The organism is Janthinobacterium sp. 75 (assembly GCF_004365495.1).
Classification (GTDB): domain Bacteria; phylum Pseudomonadota; class Gammaproteobacteria; order Burkholderiales; family Burkholderiaceae_D; genus Janthinobacterium.
In genome coordinates this window covers 1,789,480-1,815,254 of sequence record NZ_SORD01000001.1, presented here as the reverse complement: position 1 = coordinate 1,815,254, position 25,775 = coordinate 1,789,480, and the positions used below count along the sequence as shown (strand labels likewise).

The following is a 25,775-nucleotide window of genomic DNA, read 5'->3' as shown; positions in this document are numbered from 1 at the left end:
CGGCCCGCGGCGCGGGCGCAGATACGTCAACGGACTTCAGCCTGAATCAAATGTACGGTATGACCTGCTTATTGGCAAGATTTACAGCATCCCCGTTTTAACAGGGCTTTGATACAGCTTGAGACATTGCGTCATGGCAATGGTAATATCCCGCAATCATCTAAGGAGTCGTCATGGCGGTCTTGCATCAACATCTACCCCTTGAACAAGTGCGTCCTGGCATGGTCTTGTCGGATGTCTTGCTCGACGCGCATGGACAAGTGCTGTTGCCACAAGGGGCGGTACTGACGGAAAACATGCTGTCCCTGATGCCGCGCCACGGCATCGACATGCTGCCGATCCAGGCGCCGCCGCCCTCGCCGGAAGAAGTCGCAGCACAGCAAGCGCTCCACAGCGCCCGGCTAGCCCATCTGTTCCGCAAGCATGATCCGGACGATCCCGAGGACGTGGCCACCGCATTGCTGCGCAGCTATGTCACGCAATACCGCCTGGGCACGGGAGGCGCGGCATGAGCAAGCAGCTGACACTCGACGATATTGTCGCCCACCTCGATGACCTGCCTTCGCTGCCCGCCGTCGTCATGGAGTTACTCAACAGCATAGACCAGGAAGACGTCGATATTTCCGTGCTGGCGAAAAAAGTCTCATACGATCAGGCGCTGACGGCGAAAACCTTGCGCCTGGCCAATTCCTCGCAATATGGCTTGCAGGTGAAGGCCACCACCATTCAGCAGGCGATCACTTACCTGGGCTTCCAGACCACGCGCAGCCTGATCACGTCGGCCGCCATCACGGGCTGCTTCCCGGAAGGTCGCTGCCCCGGCTTCGACGACAAGGCCTTCTGGCGCCATTCGGTAGCGACTGCCGCTTGCGCCAAGGCGCTGGCGCGGCAGATCCGCTTCAACCAGGATTACGCCTTCACGGCCGGCTTGCTACATAACATCGGTCGCCTGGTGCTGGTCAGCAGCTTTCCCGCACAATACGCGCAAGTCATCGTGCACCAGGCGGCGCACGATTGCAGCCTGCTTGAAGCGGAGCAGGCCGTGCTGGGCGTAGACCACGTGCAAGCAGGCGTGGCACTGGCCGAGCACTGGAATTTTTCCGACACCATGCGCCTGGCGCTGGCCAACTACCTGCAGCCGGAAACGCCGGGGGCAGGCTTCCTGGCAGCGCTGATCCACGTGGCCAATGCCATCGTCTGCGCGCTCGACCTGGCGCAGGCGGGCGACGACATGGTGCCGCGGGTCTCGACGGTGGCCTGGGATGCGCTGGGCCTGGGCGAAGAAACCTATCTGCAGCTATTCCGCGAAACGGAGTTGCGCTACGACGAAATCACCTCGGCACTGCTGAGCTAAACGCCGCGCCAAATGCCAACGGCTCTCGCCGCGAAGCGAAAGCCGTTATGGGTACTGCGGTGTGTCCATGCCGCCCGGTCCACGCCAGCCTGTTGCCGCCAGCAATGACGCAAGCAGCACAGTCAGCGTGCAACCGCCACATCAGTGCGCGTAATTCGATTCTTGCGCATCGCCGCGATCTTCCGTTTTTGGACGGCCCTGGGCGTCGGACAGACGATACTTGGTGCGGCGGTCGCCCATCAAGTCGCGCAGGTCACGGATGCTCATGCCCGTCACTTCGTGCATGCGGATCAGCAGCGAGGCGCCGACCGGCAAGCGGTGGTGACGGATCTTGCTGATGACGGGTGGTGCCACTTCGAGCAGGCGCGACAGGGCTGCGTCGTTCTTCAGCTGCATCTTGCTCAGCAGAATATCCAGCAGGTGATTCGGGTTGTAACTCTCTTGCGATGCTAATGCATGATGTGTCATGATTTTTCCTCGTCTAGTGAATGTTGAAAGAATGCCGATATGAACTTAAGGCTGGCTTAGAGTGTTTAAAGAAACGTCTTTCCATCGGATTCAGCCCTCCCATCTTGTTGCACTGCCCGCACAGGACTCGCACAGCCACGTCCAGCCAACGTGCACAGCTTGCCGCGTGAGTAAAAGCACTGCAATCCACCAAAATGAATTGCATATAAAACAATATACCAGTCCAAACGCGCCGCATCTGCGCCTCGCGCAAACTTCCTGATTGTTAAATATCAATCAAGCTGCTGGTTGGCTAGCCAACGATGCTATTTCAACACATTAGGATGCCAGCGGGCGCACACAAGGCTTTGCAGCAACTTGTTACAAATCAATGGTGTCCCACGGCAATAAATGCTTTACGGCATCGCCGTGCCGGGCGCCGTATTCACGCTGCAATCTTGTCGGCAAGGTCAGTGCGGCATGGCCCGTCCCGGCGATTTACGCTAAACTATGGCCTGAACTTGCAGCGAGCCTGCCACCGGGCAGCCAGAGGTGCCCGGCCGGTCATCCAGCGCCTCCCGCCCAGAGCGGCGCACGGCGCAAGCCCCCTGCCCAGCTTATTTGCCGCCACACTTATTTGCCCCACTTATTTGCCGCCACATTTACCGATAAGCACCCGACTCCATGCAGAAAAAAGTATTCATTAAAACCTTCGGCTGCCAGATGAACGAGTACGACTCGGACAAGATGGCCGACGTGCTGGGCGCCTCCGATGGCCTGGTGCGCACCGACACGCCGGAAGATGCCGATGTGATCTTGCTCAACACCTGCTCCGTGCGCGAAAAAGCGCAGGAAAAAGTGTTTTCCGACCTGGGCCGTCTGCGCGAGCTGAAACTGGCCAAGCCGCACCTCTTGATCGGCGTGGGCGGCTGTGTGGCCTCGCAGGAAGGCGACGCCATCGTCAAGCGCGCGCCGTATGTCGACATGGTCTTCGGCCCGCAAACCCTGCACCGTCTGCCGCAAATGATAGCCCTGCGCCGCACCAGCGGCGCCTCGCAGGTGGACATCAGCTTCCCGGAAATCGAAAAGTTCGACCACATGCCGCCGGCCAAGGTGGACGGCGCTTCGGCGTTTGTTTCCATCATGGAAGGCTGCAGCAAGTATTGCAGCTATTGCGTCGTGCCCTACACGCGCGGCGAGGAAGTGTCGCGCCGCTTCGAAGACGTACTGACGGAAGTGGCGGGCCTGGCCGCCCAGGGCGTCAAGGAAATCACCCTGCTGGGGCAGAACGTGAACGCCTACCGTGGCGTGATGGAAGGCGGAGACATTGCCGACTTCGCCCTGCTGCTCGAATACGTGGCCGACATTCCCGGCATCGCGCGCATGCGTTTCATCACCAGCCACCCGAAGGAATTCACGCAACGCCTGATCGACGCCTATGCGAAGATCCCGCAACTGGTCGACCATTTGTACCTGCCGGCCCAGCACGGTTCCGACAAGATCCTCGGCGCCATGAAGCGCGGCTACACGGCCCTGGAATACAAGTCCATCATCCGCCGCATCCGCGCCGTACGCCCGAACATGGCCATTTCGTCTGACTTCATCGTCGGTTTCCCTGGCGAGACGCAAGCCGATTTCGACGCCATGATGAAGCTGATCGCCGACGTGGGGTTTGACAACAGCTACAGCTTCATCTTCAGCAAGCGCCCCGGCACGCCGGCCGCCAGCCTGGAAGACGACACGCCGCACGAAGTTAAACTTGCTCGGTTACAACAACTGCAAGCTGCCATCGACGCCAACACGCGCAAATACAGCCTGGCCATGGTGGGCAGCGTGCAAACCATCCTCGTCGAAGGCCTCTCGAAGAAGGACACGATAGCGCGCGAGCTGCAAGGCCGCACGGAAAACAACCGCGTGGTTAATTTCGACGCCGGCCCGGACGCGCTGCAACTGCTCGGCCAGCTGGTCGACGTGCGCATCACGGAAAGCCATTCCTACACCCTGCGCGGCGAACTCGTCGCCAGCGCCCCCGCATTGAAAAGAGCCAGTTGAAAACCAAAGCCCCGATACAGCCGCATTACTTCATCCCCGAGCCGCTGGACAACACGCGCCTGGCGCACTTGTGCGGACCGCTCGATGAAAACCTGCGCCAGATTTCCGCCGCCCTCGACGTGACGATCTTCCGCCGCGGCGAGAAATTCATCGTCGGCGGCAGCAATGCCGAGCGGGCCGTGGAAATCCTCGATCAGTTCTACGCCATCGCCAACAAGGTCGTGCCGCTGGAAGAAGTGCAGCTGGCCCTGGTGGAGCAGCGCGCGGGTCTGTCCGCCGCCTCGGAACACCACGCCAACGCGCCCATCAGCACCTTCGTGGAGCCGGACATCGCCAGCCCCGTGCTGAAAACCCGCCGCAGCGACCTGCGCGGGCGCACGCCGCACCAGATCGCCTACCTGCGCGACATCCTCGAACACGACATCACCTTCGGCGTGGGCCCGGCTGGCACGGGTAAAACCTATTTGGCCGTTGCCTGCGCCGTCGACGCGCTCGAACGCGACGCCGTCAAGCGCATCATCCTGACGCGCCCCGCCGTCGAAGCGGGCGAGCGTCTGGGCTTCCTGCCAGGCGACCTGGCGCAAAAGGTCGACCCCTACCTGCGCCCCCTGTACGATGCGCTGTACGATTTGCTGGGCTTTGACCGCACGCAAAAGCTGTTTGAAAAACAGGTGATCGAGATCGCCCCGCTGGCCTACATGCGCGGACGCACCCTGAACCACGCCTTCGTCATCCTCGATGAAGCGCAAAATACCACCGTCGAACAGATGAAGATGTTCCTGACGCGCATCGGTTTTGGCAGCAAGGCCGTGGTGACGGGCGATGTGACCCAAGTCGACCTGCACAAGAGCCAGACGAGTGGCCTCATCGACGCCGTGCACGTGCTCAAGGATGTGCGCGGTATCGGCTTCACCCAATTTAACAGCACCGACGTGGTGCGCCATCCGCTGGTCGCGCGCATCGTCGATGCCTATGAAACGGCGCAAGCGGCCGGCGCTAACGCCGCCCAGTTACTCCCCCTGATCAAACCAGCAGCCGCCAAAAATGTCCGAAAAAAATAAACTGTCCTTGTCCGTACAATACCCGGACGCCCGCCTGGAAAGCCTGATCACGCGCCCCAAAGTGCGCCGCTGGGTCAAGGCGGCCCTGTTCGCGCCTGCCGAATTCACCATCCGCTTCGTCGATGCCGAAGAAGGCCGCAGCCTGAACCGCGACTACCGCGAAAAGGACTACGCCACCAATGTGCTGACCTTCGCTTACAACGAAGGCGAAGAGTTGGCTGACGACGAGCCGACGCGCGCCGACATCATCCTGTGCACGGACGTGCTGGAAAAGGAAGCGACCGAGCAAAAGAAGAGCGTGGAAGAACACACGGCCCATTTGATCGTGCACGGCGTGCTGCATGCGCAGGGCTACGACCACATGGATGACGAGGAAGCCACCGAGATGGAGGGCCTGGAAACGGAAATCCTCGCGAAACTCGGCATCACCGACCCGTACAAGGAGTAAGACCATGGGAACCTGGGCCACCGACGCCTTCGGCAACGACTACGCCATGGATTGGGCGCAGGATCTGCACGAATACAAAACCCTGGAATTGGTCGAGACCACGCTCGACAATGTCATCGACAGCACGGAAGCGGAGCTGGAAGCGCCGTTCGCCGCCGAGGCGCTGGCCGCGCTGGAAGTGATCGCGCGTCTTCTGGGCAAACCGGGCGAGGACGACCCGGCCACCGCGGAAGTGGACGAATGGGTAGCCGCCTGCAAGAAGAAAGTCACACCGCTTCTGCAGGAAAAAGCGCGCCTGGCGTTCGACAAGATCGTGGCCGAGTCGTCGGAACTGCGCCAGCTGTGGCAGGACAGCGAGCATTTCGCCGACTGGCAGGCCGACGTGCTGGATTTGCGCACGCGCGTGCTGGGCCAGGACGCCTGAAACGTCGGGCAACGGTACACTTCAGCGTATTAAATTTGCATCAAAAGCGGGGAAATCCGGTATTCCCCCACTTTTGGTGTATCCTATATCCCTTCGCAACAACGGCTCACGCCTCCTATGCCCGAGCACCCTAGTGGCGTCAGAACTGACGTCAAGCCCCACCGGTCACTGTTTGAACGCCTGACCGCACTCATTTCCCCCGAGCCAGAGAACCGTGCAGAATTGCTCGATGTTCTACACGATGCGCATGAACGCAAGCTGATCGACGCCGACGCACTGTCGATGATCGAAGGCGTGTTCCAGGTATCGGATCTCTGTGCGCGCGACATCATGATTCCCCGCTCGCAAATGGATGTCATCGACATCAGCAAGCCGATCGAGGAATGGATGCCGGAAGTCCTGTCGACCGCCCACTCGCGCTTCCCCGCGATTGAAGGCGAGCGCGACAAGGTCATCGGCATCCTGCTGGCGAAAGATTTGCTGCGTTATTACGCAGAAGAAACTTTCGACGTCCGCGACATGCTGCGCCCCGCCATCTTCATCCCCGAATCGAAACGCCTGAATGTGCTGCTGCGCGATTTCCGCGCCAACCACAATCACATGGCCATCGTCGTCGATGAATACAGCGGCGTCGCCGGCCTGATCACCATCGAAGACGTGCTGGAACAGATCGTCGGCGATATCGAGGACGAATACGACTTTGACGAAGCCGAGGACAATATCCTCTCGCTCAAGGAAGGCCAGTTCGGCCCCCGCTGGCGGGTCAAGGCGCTGACCGAGATCGAACAGTTCAACGAAGAAGTGGGCAGCCATCTGGTGGACGACGACGTCGACACCATCGGCGGCCTGGTGTCAAAGTACCTGGGCCGCATGGCGCACAAGGGCGACATCTTCGACCTGGGCAATCTGCGCTTCGAGGTGCTGCGCGCCGATGCGCGCCAGGTGCACGTGCTGCTCGTCGAACGCCTGCCCAACGTACCGGAACTGGAACTTTGACATGCGCGTGCTGTAAATGCGTTTCAGACGCCTGGATCCCAACGCCCCCGCCAAACCGCCCCGCAGTACGTGGGCGCGCATGCTGACTGCCGCCATCGCCGGCGCCGTCGCCGTGCTGGCGTTCGCCCCTTTCGGCTACTGGCCATTGCAAATCCTCAGCCTGGGCGTGCTGTTCTACCAGGTGCTGCGCGCCTCGGACGTCAAGGCAAGCGCGCTGATCGGCTGGGCCTATGGCTTCGGCTGGTGCGCGGCCGGCACGCACTGGCTGTACATCTCCATGCACCGCTATGGCGACATGGCCGCGCCGCTGGCCGTCATCGCCGTGGGCCTGCTGGCCCTCTTGATGGCCATTTACGTGGCCCTGGCCATGGGCGCGGCCGCCTGGCTGCGCAAGCGCTGGGTACTCTCGCTGCCGACAATGACGCTGTTGATCTTGCCTTCCCTGTGGACCCTATTCGAATGGACGCGCGGCTGGCTGTTTACAGGTTTTCCGTGGCTGGCCACGGGCTACGCCCACAACACGAGCCCGCTGGGCGGCTTTGCCCCCGTCATCGGGTCGTATGGCCTGGGCTGGCTGGCGGCCCTGTCGGCCGGCTCCCTGCTCTTGCTAGTCCACCCCCTGCGCCGCACGCGCTGGAGCGCGCTGGCCGGCCTGGTCTCGCTGTACGCGGCCGGCGTTGGCCTGCAGTACGTGAACTGGACCCATCCTGTCGGACGCCCGATTACGGTGCGCCTGTTGCAGGGCAATGTGCCGCAGCAGCAGAAATTCGACCCCGGCTTCGTCCTCGGCGCCCTGCAGATGTACCAGAGTGCCATCACCAGCGCGCCGGCCGACCTGATCGCCACGCCGGAAACGGCCGTCACTGTGCTGCCGCACCAGCTTCCGCCCGGCTATCTCGATAGCTTGGCGACTTATTCACAGCAGACGGGCAGCACGATTTTGCTCGGCCTGCCGGTGCTCGACGAGCAGCAGCGCTTCTACAATGCGGCGCTGGGGATCACGCCCAACGGCACGCCAGGTCCTTACTATCAGTACCGCAAGCACCATCTGGTCCCGTTCGGCGAGTTCGTGCCGCCCGGCCTGCACTGGTTTGTCGCCATGATGGCCATCCCGCTGGGCGACATGGGCCGTGGCGCCGACGTGCAGGCGCCGCTCCAGGTGCGCGACCAGCTGGTGCTGCCGAATATCTGCTACGAAGACTTGTTTGGCGAAGAAATCGCGGGACAGCTGGCCAGCGCCCACCACAATGGCAAGCAGTCAGCCTCGGTGCTGCTCAATATGTCGAACCTGGCCTGGTTTGGTGACTCAATCGCCATTCCGCAGCATCTGCAGATTTCGCAGATGCGCAGCCTGGAAACGGGCCGTCCGATGCTGCGCTCGACGAACACGGGCGCCACCGCCGTCATCGACGGCAAGGGCGTGGTGCAAAGCCTGCTGCCGCCGGAACAGCAAGCCACCCTGGCGGCCAAGGTGCAAGGCATGGGCGGCATGACGCCATACATTCTGTATGGCAATAAACTGGTGCTGGCCCTGGCCGCACTGGCCTTGCTGACGGCCTTCCTGCTGTCGCGCGCCGCCCGCCGTGGCAGCGCCGCGCAGCAATAAGCGGCCGATATTGCCCGAAGAGTCACAGTGGGCCCGTAAAAACCGCTAAAATTAGCAAAACTCCGGCCCGGACGCGCTTTCCAAGCAGGCGTCCGGCCTTCAAGCAACCCCTTACAGCGCGCAGCCTCCCGCGCGGCGAACTCATACGATGCTCACATTTCAACAAATTATCCTGACCTTGCAAACCTATTGGGACAAGCAAGGTTGCGCCCTGCTCCAGCCTTACGACATGGAAGTCGGCGCCGGCACCTTCCACACCGGTACCTTCCTGCGCGCAATCGGCCCGGAACCCTGGCGCGCCGCGTATGTGCAGCCGTCGCGCCGCCCGAAAGATGGCCGCTATGGCGAAAACCCGAACCGCATGCAGCACTACTACCAGTACCAGGTGGTCTTGAAGCCCGCGCCGGAAAATATCCTCGACCTGTATCTGGGTTCGCTGGCCGCCTTGGGCCTGGACTTGAAGCAGAATGACGTCCGCTTCGTCGAAGACGACTGGGAAAGCCCGACCCTGGGCGCCTGGGGCCTGGGCTGGGAAGTCTGGCTGAACGGCATGGAAGTGACGCAATTTACCTACTTCCAGCAAGTGGGCGGCCTCGATTGCAAGCCTGTGCTGGGCGAAATCACCTACGGCATCGAACGCCTGGCCATGTATCTGCAAGGCGTGGAAAACGTGTATGACCTGGTATGGACGGAGTGGGAAGAAAACGGTATTACGAAAAAACTGACCTACGGCGACGTTTTCCACCAGAACGAAGTGGAACAGTCGACCTACAACTTCGAGCACGCGAATACGGACCTGCTGTTCGAACAGTTCGGTAACTACGAAGCGGAAGCGAAGCGTCTGATCGAGCTGCAACTGACCCTGCCCGCCTACGAAAAAATCATGAAGGCCTCGCACAGCTTCAATATGCTGGACGCGCGTGGCGCCATCTCGGTGACGGAACGCGCCGCCTACATCGGCCGCGTGCGCACCCTGTCGCGCCTGGTGGCGCAAGCGTATTACGACTCGCGCGAGCGCCTCGGTTTCCCGATGCTGCCCGCCGCAGACCAACCCGCCGCCGCTTAACTTCGAGCCTCCATCATTCGAGCCTCTACACCGCCGTACCAGACAAGAACACCATGAACCAAACACTGCTCATCGAACTGCTGACCGAAGAACTGCCGCCGAAAGCGCTGGCCAAACTGGGTGCCGCCTTCACTGCCGGCATCGTCAACGGCCTGAAGGCGCGCGACTTCCTGGAAGCCGACAGCGTCGCCACCAGCTACGCCTCGCCGCGCCGCCTGGCCGTCTCCATCACCAACGTGCGCGAAGTCTCGCCCGACAAATCCATCCGTGAAAAAGTCCTGCCTGTCTCCGTGGCGCTGGACGCGAACGGCAATGGCACGCCGCCGCTGGCCAAGAAACTGGCCGCGCTGGGCTTTCCCGATCTGACGGTGGCCGAGCTGGAACGCGCCGTCGACGGCAAGGCTGAAAGCTTCTTCTACACTTACACGGCGCCAGGCAGCCAGCTCGCCACCGGCGCGCAGGCGGCATTGATGGAGTCGGCCGCCAAGCTGCCGATTCCAAAACTGATGAGCTATCAGCGCCCGGACGGCACGACCGTGCAATTCGTGCGCCCGGCCCACAGCCTGATCGCCCTGCATGGCATCAACGTTCTGCCTTTGGCCCTGCTGGGATTGACAGCCGGCCGCAGCACCCTGGGCCACCGCTTCCTCACCGACGGCAAGGCGATCACCATCGCGCACGCGGAAAACTATGCGGCTTCCCTGATCCTCAACGCCAGCGTCATCGCCAGCAACGAGGAGCGCAAGGAGCGCATCCGCGCCCAGTTGCTGGACAAGGCCGGTGCCGACCAGGTGCTGATGCCTGAAGCGCTGCTCGACGAAGTCACCGCACTGGTCGAATGGCCGGTCGTGTATGAGTGCCACTTCGAGGAAGAATTCCTGGCCGTGCCGCAGGAATGCCTGATCCTCACCATGCAGACAAATCAAAAATACTTCGCGCTGACCGACAGCGAAGGCAAGCTGCGCTCGCGCTTTTTGATCGTCTCGAACATCGAGACGGACACGCCGGAACACATCATCGGCGGCAACGAGCGCGTCGTACGCCCGCGCCTGTCCGACGCCAAGTTCTTCTTCGAGCAAGACAAGAAAAAAACGCTGGCATCGCGTTTGCCACTGCTGGCCAACGTGGTATACCACAACAAGCTGGGCACGCAGGCGGCCCGTACAGAAAGAGTAAAATCATTAGCCGGCGCCATTGCGACCAAGCTGGGCTACGACGTGGCCCTGGCCGAACGCGGCGCCCTGCTGGCCAAGACCGATTTGCTGACCGACATGGTGGGCGAGTTCCCAGAACTGCAAGGCATCATGGGGACGTACTACGCGCGCCATGACGGTGAACCGGAAGAAGTAGCGCTGGCCGCCTCCGAACACTACCAACCGCGCTTTGCCGGCGACAGCCTGCCGTCCACTGCCACCGGCATCGCCGTAGCCCTGGCCGACAAGCTCGAAACCCTGGTCGGCATCTGGTCGATTGGCCTGGCGCCTACGGGCGACAAGGACCCGTTCGCGCTGCGCCGCCACGCCCTGGGCGTGCTGCGCATGCTGCTGGAAAAACGTTTGCCCCTGTCGATCCAGAGCCTGCTGGGCGACGCCGCCGCGCAATTCGCAGCCATTCCCGGCTTCAAGGACCCGGTGGCGGATGTCACCACCTTCATGCTCGACCGCCTGCGCGGCATCCTGCGCGAACGCGGCTTCTCGCCGAATGAAATCGAAGCAGTCGTGGCGCAAAATCCCGACCGCCTGGATGACATCGTGCAGCGCCTCGAAGCCGTGCAAGCGTTTGCCGCACTGCCGGAAAGCGCCTCGCTGGCCGCCGCGAACAAGCGCATCACCAACATCCTGAAAAAGAACGAGGAAGCAGTCAACCAGGTCGCCGCCGGTGGCGTCAACGTGGCGCTGCTGCAGGACGAAGCGGAGAAAAAACTGGCCGCTGCCGTCTCGCGCGTGCAGCCGGAAGTCGACGCAGCCTTCGCCAAGGGCGACTTCACCAGCACCCTGCAAACGCTGGCGCAGCTGCGCGACGACGTCGACGGCTTCTTCAACGACGTGATGGTGATGGCAGAGGATGTCGCCCTGCGCAACAACCGCCTGGCCTTGCTGTCGTCGCTGCACGGCATGATGAACCGCGTGGCCGACATTTCCAAGCTGGCGGCATAATGGGCACTCCGGCGCTGAAACTGATTATTCTCGACCGCGACGGCGTCATTAATCATGACTCGCCGGACTTCATCAAATCGCCGGCCGAATGGTTGCCGATTCCCGGTTCGCTCGAAGCGATAGCCCGCCTGAACCAGGCCGGCTATCGTGTCATCGTGGCCTCGAACCAGTCGGGTATCGCGCGCGAGTACTTCGACATGACGGTGCTGAACGCGATCCACCAGAAGATGCATACCCTGGCACAGCAAGTGGGCGCCGATATCGACGCCATCTTCTTTTGCCCGCACGCAGGCGCGGACAATTGCGACTGCCGCAAGCCGAAACCGGGCATGTTCCATGAAATCTCGCAGCGCTACAACACCAGCCTGAAAGGCGTGCCCACCGTCGGCGATTCGCTGCGTGACCTGCAGGCCGGTTTCATCAGCGGTTGCGTGCCCTACCTGGTCCTGACGGGCAAGGGCGAAAAAACCAACGAAACGGGTGGCCTGCCGCCTGGTACCCAGGTATTCCCCGACCTGGCCGCCGTAGTCAGCCACCTGCTCAAGGCGCCAGCGGCGCCAGCGCCCACCGTGGCATTCAGTATCTAATTTTCGGAGAACCGCATTGCGTAATATTTCCCTGTTCCTGCGATCCCTGCTGTTCATGACCATCATGATCGTGGCCACCATCGTCTGGGCCTGCGTGTGTTTTTTTGCCGCGCCATTGAGCTACAACAAGCGCTATTGGGTCACCTCGCGCTGGAACGTGTTTATCCTGTGGTGTGCCAAGGTCATTTGCGGCATCCGCTATGAAGTCAAGGGCGCCGAGAACTTCCCGGATGCGCCAGCCATCGTGCTGTCTAAGCACCAGTCGGCATGGGAAACCATCTTCTTGCTGCCCAGCCTGCCCCGTCCGCTGGTGTATGTGTTCAAGAAAGAGATCCTGTACATCCCCTTCTTCGGCTGGGCCATGGCGCTGCTGCGCATGATCCCCATCGACCGCAAGCAGGGCAAGCATGCCTTCAAGAGCGTCGTCGCGCATGGCAAGCGCCGCCTGGCCGATGGCCAATGGATTATCATGTTCCCCGAAGGTACCCGCATTCCCGTGGGTCAGGCGGGCAAGTACAAGAGCGGCGGCACGCGCCTGGCCATCGCCACGGGCGCCGTGGTGGTACCGATTGCGCATAATTCAGGCGAATGCTGGCCCAAGCAGTCATTCCTCAAACGCCCGGGATTGATCACCGTCTCGATAGGCAAACCGATTTCGCCGGAAGGGCAAACCCCGGACAGCATGATGCAACAGGTGGAAAATTGGATAGAATCAGAAATGCGCGTCATTTCGCCTCACGCCTACAACGCTGGCTAGACGGCATCAGCGCGGTCATCCAGGAGCCGACCCTGCGCCAGCAGATGAAGACCATCAAGGTCGGCGATCAACAACTGGATCTGTTCGCGCACGACGTCTCGACCAGCACGCCCCCGGCGGTGCGCCCCATGGCACCGCCAGCGCCGCCCGTGGCGCCACCGCATGTGGCGCCCGCGCCGCCCATCGTTCCCCCTGCCCCATCTCCCCTGCCTTCCCCGCCGCGCACCGCTGATGGCCCGCCACTGCGCCAGCTGCAGCTGGGCAGCCACCTGATCGAATTCGCCCTGCGCCGCTCCACGCGCCGCTCCATCGGTTTCATGATCGACGATAACGGCTTGCGCGTGACCGCGCCCAAGCGCGTCACCCTGGCCGAAATTGACAATGCCATCCGCGCCAAGCAGGGCTGGATTGTCTCGAAGCTGCTGGAACGGGGCGAGCGCAAGGTGCAGCGCCAACAACGCCCACCCGTGGCATGGATCGATGGCGCCGTGCTACCCTACCTCGGTGGAGAGATCACATTGCGATTGCACCAGGCGCCGCGCCACCGCGCCAGCTTCCAGCGCGAGACGAATGAATTGCACGTCTGGGTCACACCCACGGGCAGTGAACAACAATTGAAGGAAAAAGTGAAGGGCTGGTTCCAGCATGAAGCGCGCCAGCTGTTTGAAGCGCGCCTGGACCTGTATGCGGACAAGCTGGGCGTGCGCTACGACTCATTATCGCTATCCTCGGCCGGCACGCGCTGGGGCAGCTGCACCATCGAGCGCAAGATCCGTCTGAACTGGCGCCTGATCCACTTCGCCCTGCCCCTCATCGACTACGTGGTGGCGCACGAACTGTCGCACCTGCTGGAAATGAACCACAGCGCCCGCTTCTGGGCCACCGTGGAATCGATTTATCCCGATTACGATGGCGCCAAGCAGGCGCTCAGAAAGCGCTCGCAGGAGCTTCCAGTCCTGTTTAATTAAACTGCCAGTAAAGGCTTGATGGCCGCAATAGTGCGCGGCGTGGCACCCCGGTGCTGGTTGGCAAACGCCAGCGCTTTTTCTCCCATCAACGATAACCGCGCCGGATCCTGCAGCAATGCCGCCGCTTGCGCCATCAGCGCGTCCGCATCCGCCACTCGCGCGGCGCCGCCGGCGGCAATCGCCTGCTCGGTCACCAGCGCAAAGTTGAAGGTGTGGGGGCCGATCAGCACGGGTTTCCCCAAGGCCGCCGGTTCAATCAGGTTTTGCCCGCCCAGCGGTGGCAGGCTGCCGCCGACAAAGGCGCAATCGCAGGCCGCGTAATACGCAAACATCTCGCCCATCGAATCGCCCAGCAGCACCTGCGTGCCCGCCGCGACGACACCATCCGGGCCCAGACCGGACCTGCGCTGCACGGCCAGGCCGTGGGCGGCAATCATTTTTTCCACCTCGTCGAAGCGCTGCGGATGACGCGGCACGATCAGCAGCAGCGCATTAGCGGGCAAACTGGCGCGGGTATAGGCATCAAGGATCAGCTGCTCTTCGCCTTCACGCGTGCTGGCGCACAGCAGCACGGGACGCTGGCCGATGGCTGCGCGCAGCGCGGCCCCCGTCGCCAGGGCCGCCTCGGGCACGACGACGTCGAATTTGATACTTCCCGTGACGACCACGCCCTGCACACCCAACTGGCGCACGCGCTCGGCATCGTCCTGCGTTTGCGCCGCCACCAGGGTGATGCCGCGCGCCGCATCGGTGATGAGCTTACCCAGGCGCTGCGCCTTGCCCAAGGAACGCTGCGACAATCGCGCATTGGCCAGCACCACCGGCACACCGTGGCGATTGCATTGGTGTATCAAATTCGGCCACACTTCCGTCTCCATCAGGATGCAGATGCGCGGCGCGAAATGGCGGATGAAACGGGCCGGCATGGCGCCCGTGTCATACGGCAGATAGCTTTGCACGAGGCGCGCACCATGTTTGGCGAACAGGGTTTTACCGGTCGCGCGCCCCGTGGGCGTCATGTGCGTGAGGACGATGCGGCAATCGGGCCATGCGGCCAGCAACGCATCGATCAGCGGCTCGGCCGCGCGCGTCTCACCGACGGAGACGGCGTGCAGCCAGAGCGTAGGAATCAGTGGTTTGGCCTGGCGACCGTAGCAGCCCAGGCGCTCGCCCCAATGCTGGCGATAGCCGGGCTCCTGGCGTCCGCGCAGCCACAGCCGCGCCAGCACCAGGGGCAAGGCCAGCCACCAGGCGAGGGTATAAAAAAGTCGCATGATTGTTTAACGTTGAAGTCAGGCGGGAGGATGCTCGGCCAGCAGGCGCTGCGCCGCGGCCAGCACTTCCGGCACGCTGGGAGGCGTACCCTTGTCGCCCAGGTTGATGATGTTCGGCGACCAGTTGCCTTCCGTTTTCCATAGCGGCGAATCGGCATAAATTTCCACCGTTGGGCGCAGGAAAGCGGCGGCGATATGCGTCAGGCCCGTATCGACGCCGATCACCAGCGCCGCGTGGCGCGCCAGCAGCGTGGCCTCGTCCATCGACAGCTTCGGCAGCACGCGCGCATTCGGCAGGCCGGCCGCCAGCACTTCTGCTTCCGCCTTTTCCTTGGGCGAACCCCAGGGCAGCAGAATGGGCATGGGCGAGAGCGCATGGCCGAGGGCGATCCAGTTTTCCGGCGCCCATTTCTTGGCGTCGCGCGCCGTGCCGTGGAAATACACGCAATATGGCGCGGCCCCCATCCAGTCCGGGCGTGGTTCCTTGCCTGACACTGCCGGCAAGCCGAAATCAGCCGTCGTGTCGACCGTGTAGCCGAGTGCGGCGGCGGCTACCAGGCGGCCGCGCGCAACCGCATGCGTACGCGGGTCGAGCGGAATGCTTTTGGTATGGAACAGACGCGAAATACCTTCGTAGCCGGAACCTTCGCTGCCATTCGCCAGGCCAACCTTCTGTCCGCCTGGCGCCAGGCGCGCAGCACCCATGATGATGCCCGTCTTGAGCAAGCCCTGAGTATCGAACACGTAATCGTAGCGCGTCTGGCGCAGGTTACGGAAAAAGGCAGCGATTTCCGCGCGTGTCTCCTTCTTGCCCAGGCTCTTGCGCCAGCGCCGCAGCGCGAAAGGGAAAATGGTATTCACGCGGGGGTTCAGGCGCACCAGGCTGGTGTAGCCTTCCTCGACCACCCAGTCGATGGTCGCATCCGGATAATGGCAGGCGATGTCCGCCACCATCGGCAGGTTATGCAGCACGTCGCCCAGCGAAGATACCCGCACCAGCAGGATTTTCAAGGGCGCCTGTGCGCCAGATTGACCGGCCATGCTGTCAGAACGGCAAAACGGCGTCAGGCTTGGCGGCCAGGATCACGCTCTTGAACTGGCCCTGGATGCGTGCCAGGGCTTGCGGCGTTTCCGCTTCAAAGCGCATGACGATCACTGGCGTGGTGTTCGACGAACGGGCCAGGCCGAAGCCGTCCGCGTATTCCACGCGCAAGCCGTCGATGGTGATGATCTGTTCATTACCGGGGAAGACGGCGTCGCGGCGCAGCATGTCCATCAACGCGACGTTCTCGCCTTCCTTCAGTTCCAGGTGCAGCTCCGGCGTACTGTCGGACTGCGGCAGGGAGTTCAACAGAGCGGAAGGATTGGCTTCGCGCGTGAGGATTTCCAGCAGGCGCGCAGCCGAATACAGGCCATCGTCGAAACCATACCAGCGGTCCTTGAAGAAGATATGGCCGCTCATTTCGCCGCCCAGCGGCGCACCCGTCTCGCGCAGCTTGGCTTTCACCAGCGAGTGGCCCGTCTTGTACATCAGCGGCACGCCGCCATGCTTGCTGATCCACGGCGCCAGATGGCGCGTGCATTTCACGTCATACAAAATCTGCGCGCCGGGGTGGCGGGTCAACACGTCGGCGGCAAACAGCATCATCTGGCGGTCAGGGTAGATGATCTGGCCATCCTTGGTGACCACGCCCAGGCGGTCGCCGTCGCCGTCGAAGGCGATGCCGATTTCGGCATCCGTCTCGGCCAGGCAGCGGATCAGGTCTTGCAGGTTTTCCGGATGCGCAGGGTCCGGGTGGTGGTTCGGGAAATTGCCATCGACATCGCAGAACAATTCGATGACCTCGCAGCCCATGCCGCGGAACAGGTCGCCCGCGAATGCGCCGGCCACGCCATTGCCGCAATCGACGGCGATCTTGATCGGGCGCGCCAGCTTGACGTCGCCCAGGATGCGCTCCAGGTAGGCGGCGCGGATATCGTGCGTGGCATATGTTCCCAGGTTGGCAACGTCCTTGGCGCTGGCGCTGCCTTCGTGGGCGACGATGCTGTGATACAGCGCCTGGATCGCTTCGCCGTGGATCGCTTCGCCCGCCAGCACCATCTTGAAGCCGTTGTAATCGGGTGGATTGTGGCTGCCAGTGACCATGATGCCGGAGCGGGTGTCGAGCACGTTCGTGCCAAAGTAGACCATCGGCGTGGCTACCACGCCCAGGTCGATCACGTCGACGCCAGCGGCCTGAAGGCCCTGCGCCAGCGCCGCCGTCAGTTCAGGCCCAGACAGGCGGCCATCGCGGCCGATCACGACCCGCTGCTCCCCCTTGGCCAGGGCGGCCTGGCCAAATGCCTGACCGATCTTGTAGGCCACGCTGGCATCGAGGGTTTTAGCGATGATGCCGCGAATATCGTAGGCCTTGAAGATCGTTCTGGACAATGGAAGCATGGTGTGGGCGGTATAAGTAAGGGTATCGATAGGGTGCCTGGCAAGGTACAGCACGTGGCTGGCAGCTTGCCACTGCGCCAAGAGTATACCGAATTATACGCGCAGCAGATCGATGGACTTGCCCGATTCTACCCACTGCCTGACCCACAGCGGCTGGCGGCCACGTCCTGTCCACTGTTCAGCGGCATTGTCAGGATGGCGGTAACGTACTGCGACTTTGCCCGTACGCGGATGCAAGCCGTCGAGTATCAGCTGTTTCAGCGGAATGCCCGCTTGCTGCGCGATGGCCATGATCTGTTCGCGCGCCTTGTTCAAGTCTTCACGCTCGCGGCTATTCAATTCCTGCGTCACATTATTTTCCAGCTTGCGTAATTCCTGCATCGTCATCGTTGACAGATCCATTGCTACATCCTTTATATTAATTCAAATAATAAAATCACTTGGAATATACTACATTGCATAATCCATCGCCGTTTGAATCACGGCTATCGACTTATTGATCTACCCAACATCAAGATTAAATGAGGACTATGCCGATAGCGCGCGTGGAAAATGAATAAACATGGATGAAATGGCATTCCGGCACGTGTGAACGGCGTGCCGGCGGATTCCTTTTCGGTATATGGCAGCGGGATATAAAGCAAAATTACATCCTCATGCAGCATAATCGGCATCCGCTTTTTTCATCCCGCTGGCCATGTAAGCAATCGCGCACCTGCCAGGAATACATCTAACGCCAAAAAGCAGCCATGCTTATAATGCATGCGCGTAATTCACTTCACCTCGGCACCTATGAAAACTTACTTTATCGGCGATCTGCAAGGCTGCCATGCACAAACCGTCGAATTGATCGAACGGATCCAGGCAGCGGCAGATGGCCCGTACCGGCTCCTGTTCGCGGGCGACCTGATCAATCGCGGTCCGGCATCGCTGGCCACCCTGCGCCACGTGCATGCGCTGGCGCAGCAGGGCCTGGCCGACAGCGTCCTGGGCAACCACGACTTGCACTTGCTGGCGGTGGCCAACGGCATCCGCCCGGAGCATGCGTCCGACACGCTGGCCGAGATCCTCGATGCGCCCGACCGCGAGCAATTGCTCGCCTGGCTGCGCCACCGTCCGCTCGCCTTGCAGCACCAGGGTCATGTACTCGTGCATGCAGGCCTGCTGCCACAATGGAGCGCAACCCAGGCTTTGTCCCTGAGCGAGGAAGTGTCGACCATGCTGCGCAGCGACGGTTGGGTGGCGTTCCTGCGCACCATGTACGGCAACGAACCGGCCGCCTGGCGCGATGACCTGCAGGGCGCCGACCGGCTGCGCTGCATCGTCAACGCCATGACGCGTTTGCGCTTTTGCACGCCGGACGGCGTGATGGACTTCAAAATGAAGGAGAGCGGCAGCGCGCCGCCGGGCTCCGGCCTGCTGCCGTGGTTCGACGTGCCTGGCCGGCGCAGCGCTGGCGACACCGTCGTCTTCGGCCACTGGTCGGCGCTGGGACTGCAGCTGCACCCCCACCTGATCGGCCTCGATAGCGGCTGCGTCTGGGGCGGAAAACTGTCGGCAGTGTGCCTGGAGGACCGCTCGCTGCTGCAAGTGGACTGTCCCGCCTTCCTGCAGCACAGTGGCAAACAGTAAGCTGCATCGCGCGCATATGCTTAGTCGAAATCGGTCGTTTGCCTTGCCGCGCGTGGCCCGTATGATGCAGCTTTTGCCTGTCCCATCCCATGCATCCTGATACCGACAGACTGGCACGCTGGCTGCTGGGCAGCCTGGAACTTGACACCGCCGTCCTGCATGTGGGCCAGTACTGCGGCCGCTGGCGCGCCTCCACGGCGGGCCGGGAACTGGGCAGCTTTCACCTGGTGCTCGATGGCCATTGCTATTTGCACCTCGATGGGGCGGCACCGATTGCGCTCGGCGCGCGCGATGGCGTCTTCCTGCTGCGCGACTTGCCCCACTTCCTCAGTCCCCACAGCGATCCGCTGCAGGCTGTGAGCGCACAAGCCATGCTGCCGCTGCAGGCGTCCACGGACCAGCCGGCGACGGCGCTGGCGTGCGGCTTCTTTCAATTTCGCGGCGCCCTCTCCGCACTGATCGTCGACTCCTTCCCGCCGTACCTGCTGATACGCGGCGACGCGCCCGCCTTCAGTGCCGCCGCCGCGCTGTTCGACCTGATCCTGGCAGAGGCCGGCGGTGACCCGGAACAGCCATCGCCACTCATCGCGCGCCTGGTCGAACTGCTGTTCTTCTACCTGATCCGCCATGTGGCGCAGGGTGAGCAAGTGGCGGCCGGCCTGCTGTCGCTGCTGCACCAGCCCGCATTTTCGCCGCTGCTCGAACGCATGCTCGACGCCCCCGCCGCCGACTGGTCGATTGAAAACATGGCCAAAGCCGCATGCATGTCGCGCGCCAGCTTCTGCAAGCATTTCGCCAGCGCCAGCGGCCACTCGCCGGCCCAGTTCCTACTCCTGCTGCGCATGAAGATCGCCGCGCGGCGCCTGCACGATGGCGTCTCCGTCGAACGCGCAGCCGAACTGGTAGGCTACCGCTCGCACGCCGCCTTTACGCGCGCCTTCAAGCGGGTCACGGGCGAGCAACCGGGCGCCTACCGGCGCGACCAGCGCCAGCGTCAACTGGCAAGCTGAGGTTCAGCTGAGGTTCATCCTGACCTCAAGGTTTGCGCAATCAAAGACGAACGAGCACAAAAGGACGACGCTGACGTCTGTTGCACGCACGGCATGGCCGATATAATGGCTGGGTGACTTACTAACTTAGCAAGGTACCCCATGTCCCGTCTGACGCTGCACACCCTCGATACCGCCCCCGCCGATAGCCGCCCCTTCGTGGAAAAGGCCATCGCCAACAATGGCTACCTGCCCAACCTGATCGGCGTGCTGGCCAATGCCCCATTGGCGCTGGAAACCTATCTGACCGTATCGGGCATCAATGCGCGCGCCAGCCTGAGTTTGATGGAACGCGAAGTGGTGCAAATCACCGCCGCGCGCATCCACGGCTGCGATTTCTGCATCGCCGGCCATAGCGCCATCTCGCTGAAAAAAGCGGCACAGACGCCTGATACGGTGCGCGCCCTGCAGCACGGCCAGCCGACCGGCGACGCCAAGCTGGACGCCGTCGCCGCCTTCGCCACGGCCGTCATCGCCACGCGCGGCGCCGTCGCCGACGTAGCCTATCAAGCCTTCCTGGCAGCGGGCTACAACGAACAGCAGGCGCTGGAAGTCGTGCTGGGCATCAGCCTGGCCACCCTGTGCAATTTCTCCAACAGCCTGGCCGGCACGCCCGTCAATCCGCAATTGACGCCCTACCTGCCTGGCGCCGTCTGAGATGGCGAACCTCAATCATTGGCTGCACATGCATGCCGACCAGCTCGACCAGTCATCGGTACTGGCTGACACTGTCTTGCCGGCATTGGCCGGCGACCAACTGCTGGCCATCGGCGTGCCACAAGAGCACGGCGGCGCGGGCGGCGACGTACGTGACGCCATCGACGCCATCGCCAACGTGGCCGAGCAATCGGTAACGGCGGCCTTTGTCTTCTGGGGCCAGCGCTGCTTCATCGAGTTCCTGCTGCAAAGCGAGAACCGCGCGCTGGCAGAACGCCGCTTGCCAGGCCTGCTGGCGGGCACGCAGGCGGGCGCCAGCGGTTTGTCGAACGCCATGAAATTCTTGTCCGGCATAGAGCAGCTGCAAATTACGGGCGCACGCCAGGATGACGGCTTGCTGGTCGATGGCGGCCTGGCGTGGGTGACAAATTTACGCAAAGCGGGCTTTGTCGCGGCGGCCGCCGTGGCGCCCAACGATGGCACGCCCCCCGTCATCGTCGCCTTTGACAGCAGCACGGCAGGCGTCAAGCGCAGCGACGATCTGGACCTGATCGCCCTGCGCGGCAGCAATACCGCCTCCGTCAAGCTGACGCAGGTGCATATTCCCGCAGCGGACATCATCAGCGAGAATGCGCCAACCTGGCTGCCGCAAGTGCGCCCATCGTTCCTCGGCATGCAGTGCGGCCTGTCCATCGGCCTGGCGCGCGCCAGCCTGGCGCAGGCGGCGCAGATCTCGGCCGGCTCGCGCAACCAGCTCACGCCGCGCATCGAAGCGCTGCAAGCGACCCTGGAGGCGGCTGTTGCCACCCTGCTGGCCGGCGTGCACGATGGCCGCTTCAAGACGCAGGCGCCGGCCATGTTCCGCCTGCGCATACAGCTGGCTGAATTGCTGCAGCAAGCCCTGATGCTGGAACTGCAGGCCATGGGCGGACGCGCCTACCTGAACGCGGAGCAGCAGGGCTTTGCGCGCCGCTGGCGCGAGTCGTCATTCATCCCCATCGTCACCCCCAGCCTGACGCAATTGCAGGCAGCCTTGCAGCTGTTCGACAGCCAGCAGGCGGCAGCAGCGGCGGGAGCGCCCGCATGACGGCAGCAGTGGAAGCACAAGACTGGGCGCTGCAGGCGCAGGACCTCAGCTACGCCTACCCGGGTACGGCGCCCGTTTTCCAGCAGGTCTCGCTGGGCGTGCGCAAGCGCGAAATTGTCTGCCTGCTGGGCGGCAGCGGCTGCGGCAAATCAAGCCTGCTGCGCGTGCTGGCCGGCTTGCAGCCACCATCGACGGGCGCGATCCAGTTTCTCGACGCACCGATGCGCGAACCGGACCCGCGCAGCGCCCTGGTGTTCCAGCAGGCGAGTCTCTTGCCCTGGCTGAACGTCACGGGCAATGCCGGCTTTGGCCTGGACTTCAAGCACCAGCCGCAGCTGACGCGCGAAGCGCACCAGGCGCGCGTGGCGCAAGCCATCGAAGCGGTGGGCCTGAAGGGCCGCGAAAAGTTGTATCCGTCCGCCCTGTCGGGCGGCATGGCGCAACGCGTGGCGCTGGCCCGCGCACTTGCGCGCGAACCGGAACTGCTGTTCGCCGATGAGCCGTTTTCCGCGCTCGACGCCATCACCCGCGCCGAGATGCAGTCGCTACTGGTCGACGTGGTGCACCGCTGGCACACGGCCGTTCTGCTGGTCACGCATGATATCGACGAAGCCATTCTGGTGGCCGACCGTATTTTGCTCATGGGTGGCAAACCGGGCAACATCGTGCGCGAATGGCCCGTTGCCATCGCCCAGCCCCGCATCGGCCACAGCGCCGACGTCATCGCCCTCAAGATGGACATCCTCGACGCCCTGCAAGCGCTGCAAAAGCAGGACCAGCAGCCCGCCGTCGCCCCCTTTAATTGACCGGAGCACTTCCATGTCCTTCCAAGAAAATAACAAACCCCTGCACATCTGCGCTTCCTCCGATTGCGACTGCGGCCTGACGCGGCGCGACTTCCTGCGCATGTCGGCCCTGGCCACGGCCAGCGTCGCTTCGCCCCTGCTGTTCGCCGGCGACGCCATGGCCCAGCAAGGCCCGAAAGGCGACGACCAGCCCGTGAAAATCGGCTACCTGCCGATCACCGACGCCACCCCGCTGCTCGTCGCCCACGCCCGCAAGCTGTTCGAGGCGGAAGGCTTGCAGGCGGAAACGCCGCGCCTGTTCCGCAGCTGGGCGCAGATCATCGAAGCTTTCGTGGCTGGCCAGGTCAACGTCATCCATTTACTGTCGCCCGCCACCCTGTGGGTGCGCTACGGCGCCAAGTTCCCGGCGAAAGTCGTCGCGTGGAACCACGTCAACGGCTCCGCGCTGACGGTGGCCAACGAGATCAACAAGGTCTCCGACCTGGGCGGACGCACGGTCGCCATCCCGTTCTGGTACTCGATCCACAACATCCTGCTGCAGCAAATCCTGTCCTCGAATGGTTTGACGCCGGTCACCCGCGCGCGCAACGCAGCCATCAAATCGAATGAAGTCAACCTGATCGTGCTGGCACCGGCCGAAATGGTCTCCGCCCTGGCCAGCAAATCCATCGCCGGCTACATCGTGGCCGAACCGTTCAATGCGGCGGCGGAAAACGCCGGCATCGGCAAGGTACTGCGCTTCTCGGGCGACGTGTGGAAAAACCATGCATGCTGCGTCACTTTCCTGTCCGAGCGCGACATCAACACGCGTCCGGAATGGGCGCAAAAAGTCACTAACGCCATCGTCAAGGCGCAGCTGTGGACGCGCTCGAACCAGGTCGACACGGCCAAGCTGCTGTCGAACGTGGGCGAACACCGCTACACGCCGCATCCGCTGCAGGTGCTGACCAAGGTGCTGGCCACGACCGATTACGCCGGCTATGAGAAGCAGGGCCTGATCGTGCACAAGAACTGGCAGCAGCGCCGCATCGACTTCCAGCCGTATCCGTTTGCCTCGTACACGGAAGAACTGGTGCGCGCCATCGGCCGCACCAAGGTCGAAGGCGATACGCGCTTCCTGGCCAACCTCGATCCGAAGTTCGCCGCGCGCGACCTGGTCGATGACCGCTTCGTGCGCAAGGCCATCACGGCAGTCGGCGGCCCGGCCGCCTTCGGCTTGCCGGCCAACCTGCTGCGCAGCGAAACCGTGGCGGTCTGACGATGGCAAGCAAGTTGTTCACGAAGTTTGGCCTGCCCCTGGTGGGGCTGGCCTGTGCCTTGCTGCTGTGGTCCATGGGCGTGACGGCACTGGAGAAATCCACGCCCATCGCGACCGCCTTTGCGCCACTGCCCACGGCGCTGGCGTTCAAGGAAATGCTGGGCGGTTCGGATATCTGGCTGCACGTGGTACTGAGCCTGCAAAGGGTGGCCGTGGGCCTGGGGCTGGCCATCGTCATCGGTGTGCCGCTGGGCGTGCTGGTGGCCATGTCGAAAAGCTTTTCCGGCGCGGCCATGCCGCTGTTCCAGCTGCTGCGCATGATTTCGCCGCTGTCGTGGATGCCGATTGCCGTGATGGTGCTGGGCGTCGGTGACGCTCCCGTGTATTTCCTGCTGGCGTTTGCGGCCGTCTGGCCGATTCTGCTCAATACGGCGGCCGGCGTGGCGCGCCTCGATCCGAACTGGCTGCTGCTGGCGCGCAGCCTGTCTGCCACGCGCAGCGAAATCGTCTTCAAGGTGATTTTGCCGGGCATCACGGCCGATATTCTGACGGGCGTGCGCCTGGCCATCGGCATCATCTGGATCGTGCTGGTGCCAGCGGAAATGCTGGGCGTGTCGGCCGGCCTCGGCTACTTCATCCTCGACACGCGCGACCGCCTGGCGTATTCGGAGCTGATGGCTGCCATCGTGCTGATCGGGATTCTGGGTTTTATCCTCGACTACCTGGCACGCGCCGCGCACGCGCGCTGGCTGCATGTGAAGAACTAAGCGGCCTTTTCCAGCGGCAGCGCGGCGGCCACCGCCGCCTGCGTTGCCGCGGCCAGCTCACGCCGGTGTGCACCGGCCGTGGCTTCCGGCGCCAGGCAGGTCAGGCGCGCCGTGATCGGCGGGCCGCTCAAAATCGCCACCATGCTTTGCGCAAAGCTCATCTCGCCAATGAAGTCGACGGCGTGATGCAAAGCCCCCTTGTCATCCACATACACGAGCGCGAACGGCTGCACCGGCACTTGCGCATCGATGGCCGCCTCGAACAAGTTAGCGTGAAACGGCAAAATCTGCCCTTGCGCGGCGGTCGTGCCTTCGGGGAAGAACGCAATGCGCTCGCCCGCCGTCAATTTATCGACCAGGCCCTGAAAGATCAGACGCAGGTCCCGCTTGCTGCCGCGTGAAATGAAGATGGTGCCGGCGCGCCCCGCCAGCCAGCCAAGAATCGGCCAGGCGCGGATTTCCGCCTTGGCGACGAAACGGCAGGGATGGACGGCATTGATGACGAAGATGTCGAGCCACGAAACGTGGTTCGCCACCACCATCGCATGGTCGAGTGCCGGCACGCTGTCGGCCGGAAGCACCACGTGCACGCCGCAGATATCGAGCAACTGTGTCGACCAGCGGCGGATGCGCCGGTTGCGCCCTTCCAGGTCCAGCCAGGGAAACAGCACGGCGCTCTTGGCCATGCCGCAGCTCAGGTGAATGGCGATGCGCGCGAGGCGGTAGGTAAGCAGAAGTTTCAAATGACACCAAGGTTGGAAGCAAATCCATACAGCCGCGTAGGTCGGCTTAGCTGCGCCGGTGAGGCGCTGCGTAAGCCGACAGGAGCCGCCATGGACTGGTCGGATTACGCGTACCGCTCATCCGACCTACGGCTCCGATA

Annotated in this window: 26 protein-coding genes; 20 read left to right on the top strand and 6 right to left on the bottom strand. The window is 62.8% G+C overall.

The window, feature by feature from the left end; all coding sequences use genetic code 11:
- Positions 1-173: 173 nt before the first annotated feature.
- Both C8C89_RS08265 and C8C89_RS08260 read left to right on the top strand, forming a co-directional pair.
- Positions 174-512, top strand: coding sequence for a hypothetical protein (locus C8C89_RS08265; protein ID WP_243857937.1), 339 nt, complete (start codon positions 174-176; stop codon positions 510-512).
- Positions 509-1,354, top strand: coding sequence for an HDOD domain-containing protein (locus C8C89_RS08260; protein WP_101482732.1), 846 nt, complete (start codon positions 509-511; stop codon positions 1,352-1,354). Before C8C89_RS08265 ends, C8C89_RS08260 begins: the two co-directional genes overlap by 4 nt.
- 141 nt (positions 1,355-1,495) lie before the next feature.
- On the opposite strand, the gene C8C89_RS08255 is transcribed toward C8C89_RS08260, so the two are convergent.
- Positions 1,496-1,822 (bottom strand): hypothetical protein, encoded by a 327-nt coding sequence (locus tag C8C89_RS08255; RefSeq protein WP_133989317.1) that lies wholly within the window; start codon positions 1,820-1,822, stop codon positions 1,496-1,498.
- Between the two features lie 663 nt (positions 1,823-2,485).
- On the opposite strand from C8C89_RS08255, the gene miaB reads away from it, so the two are divergent.
- The 11 genes from miaB to C8C89_RS08200 all read left to right on the top strand — a co-directional run bounded on the left by miaB (position 2,486) and on the right by C8C89_RS08200 (position 13,922).
- A complete protein-coding gene (gene miaB / locus C8C89_RS08250) occupies positions 2,486-3,853 on the top strand; it encodes a tRNA (N6-isopentenyl adenosine(37)-C2)-methylthiotransferase MiaB (RefSeq protein WP_101482734.1) in 1,368 nt (455 codons plus the stop codon).
- A complete protein-coding gene (locus C8C89_RS08245; RefSeq protein ID WP_133989316.1) occupies positions 3,850-4,914 on the top strand; it encodes a PhoH family protein in 1,065 nt (354 codons plus the stop codon). The genes miaB and C8C89_RS08245 overlap by 4 nt, the downstream gene beginning before the upstream one ends.
- Positions 4,898-5,362: an rRNA maturation RNase YbeY gene (gene ybeY / locus C8C89_RS08240; protein WP_101482736.1), complete on the top strand. Its 465-nt coding sequence runs from the start codon at positions 4,898-4,900 to the stop codon at positions 5,360-5,362. Before C8C89_RS08245 ends, ybeY begins: the two co-directional genes overlap by 17 nt.
- Before the next feature lie 4 nt (positions 5,363-5,366).
- On the top strand, positions 5,367-5,786 hold the full coding sequence (locus C8C89_RS08235; RefSeq protein ID WP_101482737.1) for a DUF4259 domain-containing protein: 420 nt from the start codon (positions 5,367-5,369) through the stop codon (positions 5,784-5,786).
- 117 nt (positions 5,787-5,903) lie between these two features.
- Positions 5,904-6,782, top strand: a complete 879-nt coding sequence (locus C8C89_RS08230; RefSeq protein ID WP_071075558.1) for a transporter associated domain-containing protein — start codon at positions 5,904-5,906, stop codon at positions 6,780-6,782.
- 79 nt (positions 6,783-6,861) lie between these two features.
- Positions 6,862-8,388 (top strand): apolipoprotein N-acyltransferase, encoded by a 1,527-nt coding sequence (gene lnt, locus C8C89_RS08225; protein ID WP_133989315.1) that lies wholly within the window; start codon positions 6,862-6,864, stop codon positions 8,386-8,388.
- 148 nt (positions 8,389-8,536) lie between these two features.
- Positions 8,537-9,454: a glycine--tRNA ligase subunit alpha gene (glyQ, locus tag C8C89_RS08220; protein ID WP_099376578.1), complete on the top strand. Its 918-nt coding sequence runs from the start codon at positions 8,537-8,539 to the stop codon at positions 9,452-9,454.
- Between the two features lie 53 nt (positions 9,455-9,507).
- Positions 9,508-11,610 carry a glycine--tRNA ligase subunit beta gene (gene glyS / locus C8C89_RS08215; RefSeq protein ID WP_133989314.1) on the top strand — a complete coding sequence of 701 codons (2,103 nt, stop codon included), beginning with the start codon at positions 9,508-9,510 and terminating at the stop codon, positions 11,608-11,610.
- Positions 11,610-12,197: a D-glycero-beta-D-manno-heptose 1,7-bisphosphate 7-phosphatase gene (gmhB, locus tag C8C89_RS08210; protein WP_101482739.1), complete on the top strand. Its 588-nt coding sequence runs from the start codon at positions 11,610-11,612 to the stop codon at positions 12,195-12,197. Before glyS ends, gmhB begins: the two co-directional genes overlap by 1 nt.
- Before the next feature lie 16 nt (positions 12,198-12,213).
- On the top strand, positions 12,214-12,954 hold the full coding sequence (locus tag C8C89_RS08205) for a lysophospholipid acyltransferase family protein (protein ID WP_100874414.1): 741 nt from the start codon (positions 12,214-12,216) through the stop codon (positions 12,952-12,954).
- Between the two features lie 44 nt (positions 12,955-12,998).
- Positions 12,999-13,922, top strand: a complete 924-nt coding sequence (locus C8C89_RS08200) for a SprT family zinc-dependent metalloprotease (protein WP_133993230.1) — start codon at positions 12,999-13,001, stop codon at positions 13,920-13,922.
- Here the strand turns inward: C8C89_RS08200 and waaA are convergent.
- The 4 genes from waaA to C8C89_RS08180 form a co-directional block, all read right to left on the bottom strand.
- The gene (gene waaA, locus C8C89_RS08195) at positions 13,919-15,196 is read right to left on the bottom strand and encodes a lipid IV(A) 3-deoxy-D-manno-octulosonic acid transferase (protein WP_133989313.1); all 1,278 of its coding nucleotides are present in this window, start codon (positions 15,194-15,196) and stop codon (positions 13,919-13,921) included. The two genes, C8C89_RS08200 and waaA, sit on opposite strands and share 4 nt — an antisense overlap.
- A gap of 18 nt (positions 15,197-15,214) precedes the next feature.
- A complete protein-coding gene (gene waaC / locus C8C89_RS08190) occupies positions 15,215-16,237 on the bottom strand; it encodes a lipopolysaccharide heptosyltransferase I (RefSeq protein WP_133989312.1) in 1,023 nt (340 codons plus the stop codon).
- Between the two features lie 4 nt (positions 16,238-16,241).
- Positions 16,242-17,636 carry a phosphomannomutase/phosphoglucomutase gene (locus C8C89_RS08185; protein WP_101482743.1) on the bottom strand — a complete coding sequence of 465 codons (1,395 nt, stop codon included), beginning with the start codon at positions 17,634-17,636 and terminating at the stop codon, positions 16,242-16,244.
- A gap of 93 nt (positions 17,637-17,729) precedes the next feature.
- Positions 17,730-18,038 carry an H-NS histone family protein gene (locus C8C89_RS08180; RefSeq protein WP_101482744.1) on the bottom strand — a complete coding sequence of 103 codons (309 nt, stop codon included), beginning with the start codon at positions 18,036-18,038 and terminating at the stop codon, positions 17,730-17,732.
- Positions 18,039-18,428: 390 nt separating this feature from the next.
- On the opposite strand from C8C89_RS08180, the gene C8C89_RS08175 reads away from it, so the two are divergent.
- The 7 genes from C8C89_RS08175 (at position 18,429) to C8C89_RS08145 (ending at position 24,892) form a co-directional block, all read left to right on the top strand.
- A complete protein-coding gene (locus C8C89_RS08175; RefSeq protein ID WP_101482745.1) occupies positions 18,429-19,268 on the top strand; it encodes a symmetrical bis(5'-nucleosyl)-tetraphosphatase in 840 nt (279 codons plus the stop codon).
- Between the two features lie 89 nt (positions 19,269-19,357).
- Positions 19,358-20,278, top strand: a complete 921-nt coding sequence (locus C8C89_RS08170; protein ID WP_133989311.1) for an AraC family transcriptional regulator — start codon at positions 19,358-19,360, stop codon at positions 20,276-20,278.
- Between the two features lie 141 nt (positions 20,279-20,419).
- On the top strand, positions 20,420-20,974 hold the full coding sequence (locus tag C8C89_RS08165; protein ID WP_133989310.1) for a carboxymuconolactone decarboxylase family protein: 555 nt from the start codon (positions 20,420-20,422) through the stop codon (positions 20,972-20,974).
- 1 nt (position 20,975) lies between these two features.
- A complete protein-coding gene (locus tag C8C89_RS08160; RefSeq protein ID WP_133989309.1) occupies positions 20,976-22,061 on the top strand; it encodes an acyl-CoA dehydrogenase family protein in 1,086 nt (361 codons plus the stop codon).
- The gene (locus C8C89_RS08155; RefSeq protein ID WP_101482749.1) at positions 22,058-22,867 is read left to right on the top strand and encodes an ABC transporter ATP-binding protein; all 810 of its coding nucleotides are present in this window, start codon (positions 22,058-22,060) and stop codon (positions 22,865-22,867) included. The genes C8C89_RS08160 and C8C89_RS08155 overlap by 4 nt, the downstream gene beginning before the upstream one ends.
- 13 nt (positions 22,868-22,880) lie before the next feature.
- Positions 22,881-24,125: an ABC transporter substrate-binding protein gene (locus C8C89_RS08150; protein ID WP_133989308.1), complete on the top strand. Its 1,245-nt coding sequence runs from the start codon at positions 22,881-22,883 to the stop codon at positions 24,123-24,125.
- 2 nt (positions 24,126-24,127) lie between these two features.
- Positions 24,128-24,892 carry an ABC transporter permease gene (locus C8C89_RS08145; protein WP_101482751.1) on the top strand — a complete coding sequence of 255 codons (765 nt, stop codon included), beginning with the start codon at positions 24,128-24,130 and terminating at the stop codon, positions 24,890-24,892.
- Here C8C89_RS08145 and C8C89_RS08140 read toward each other — a convergent pair.
- Positions 24,889-25,635, bottom strand: a complete 747-nt coding sequence (locus tag C8C89_RS08140; protein ID WP_133989307.1) for a lysophospholipid acyltransferase family protein — start codon at positions 25,633-25,635, stop codon at positions 24,889-24,891. The two genes, C8C89_RS08145 and C8C89_RS08140, sit on opposite strands and share 4 nt — an antisense overlap.
- Between the last annotated feature and the right edge of the window lie 140 nt (positions 25,636-25,775).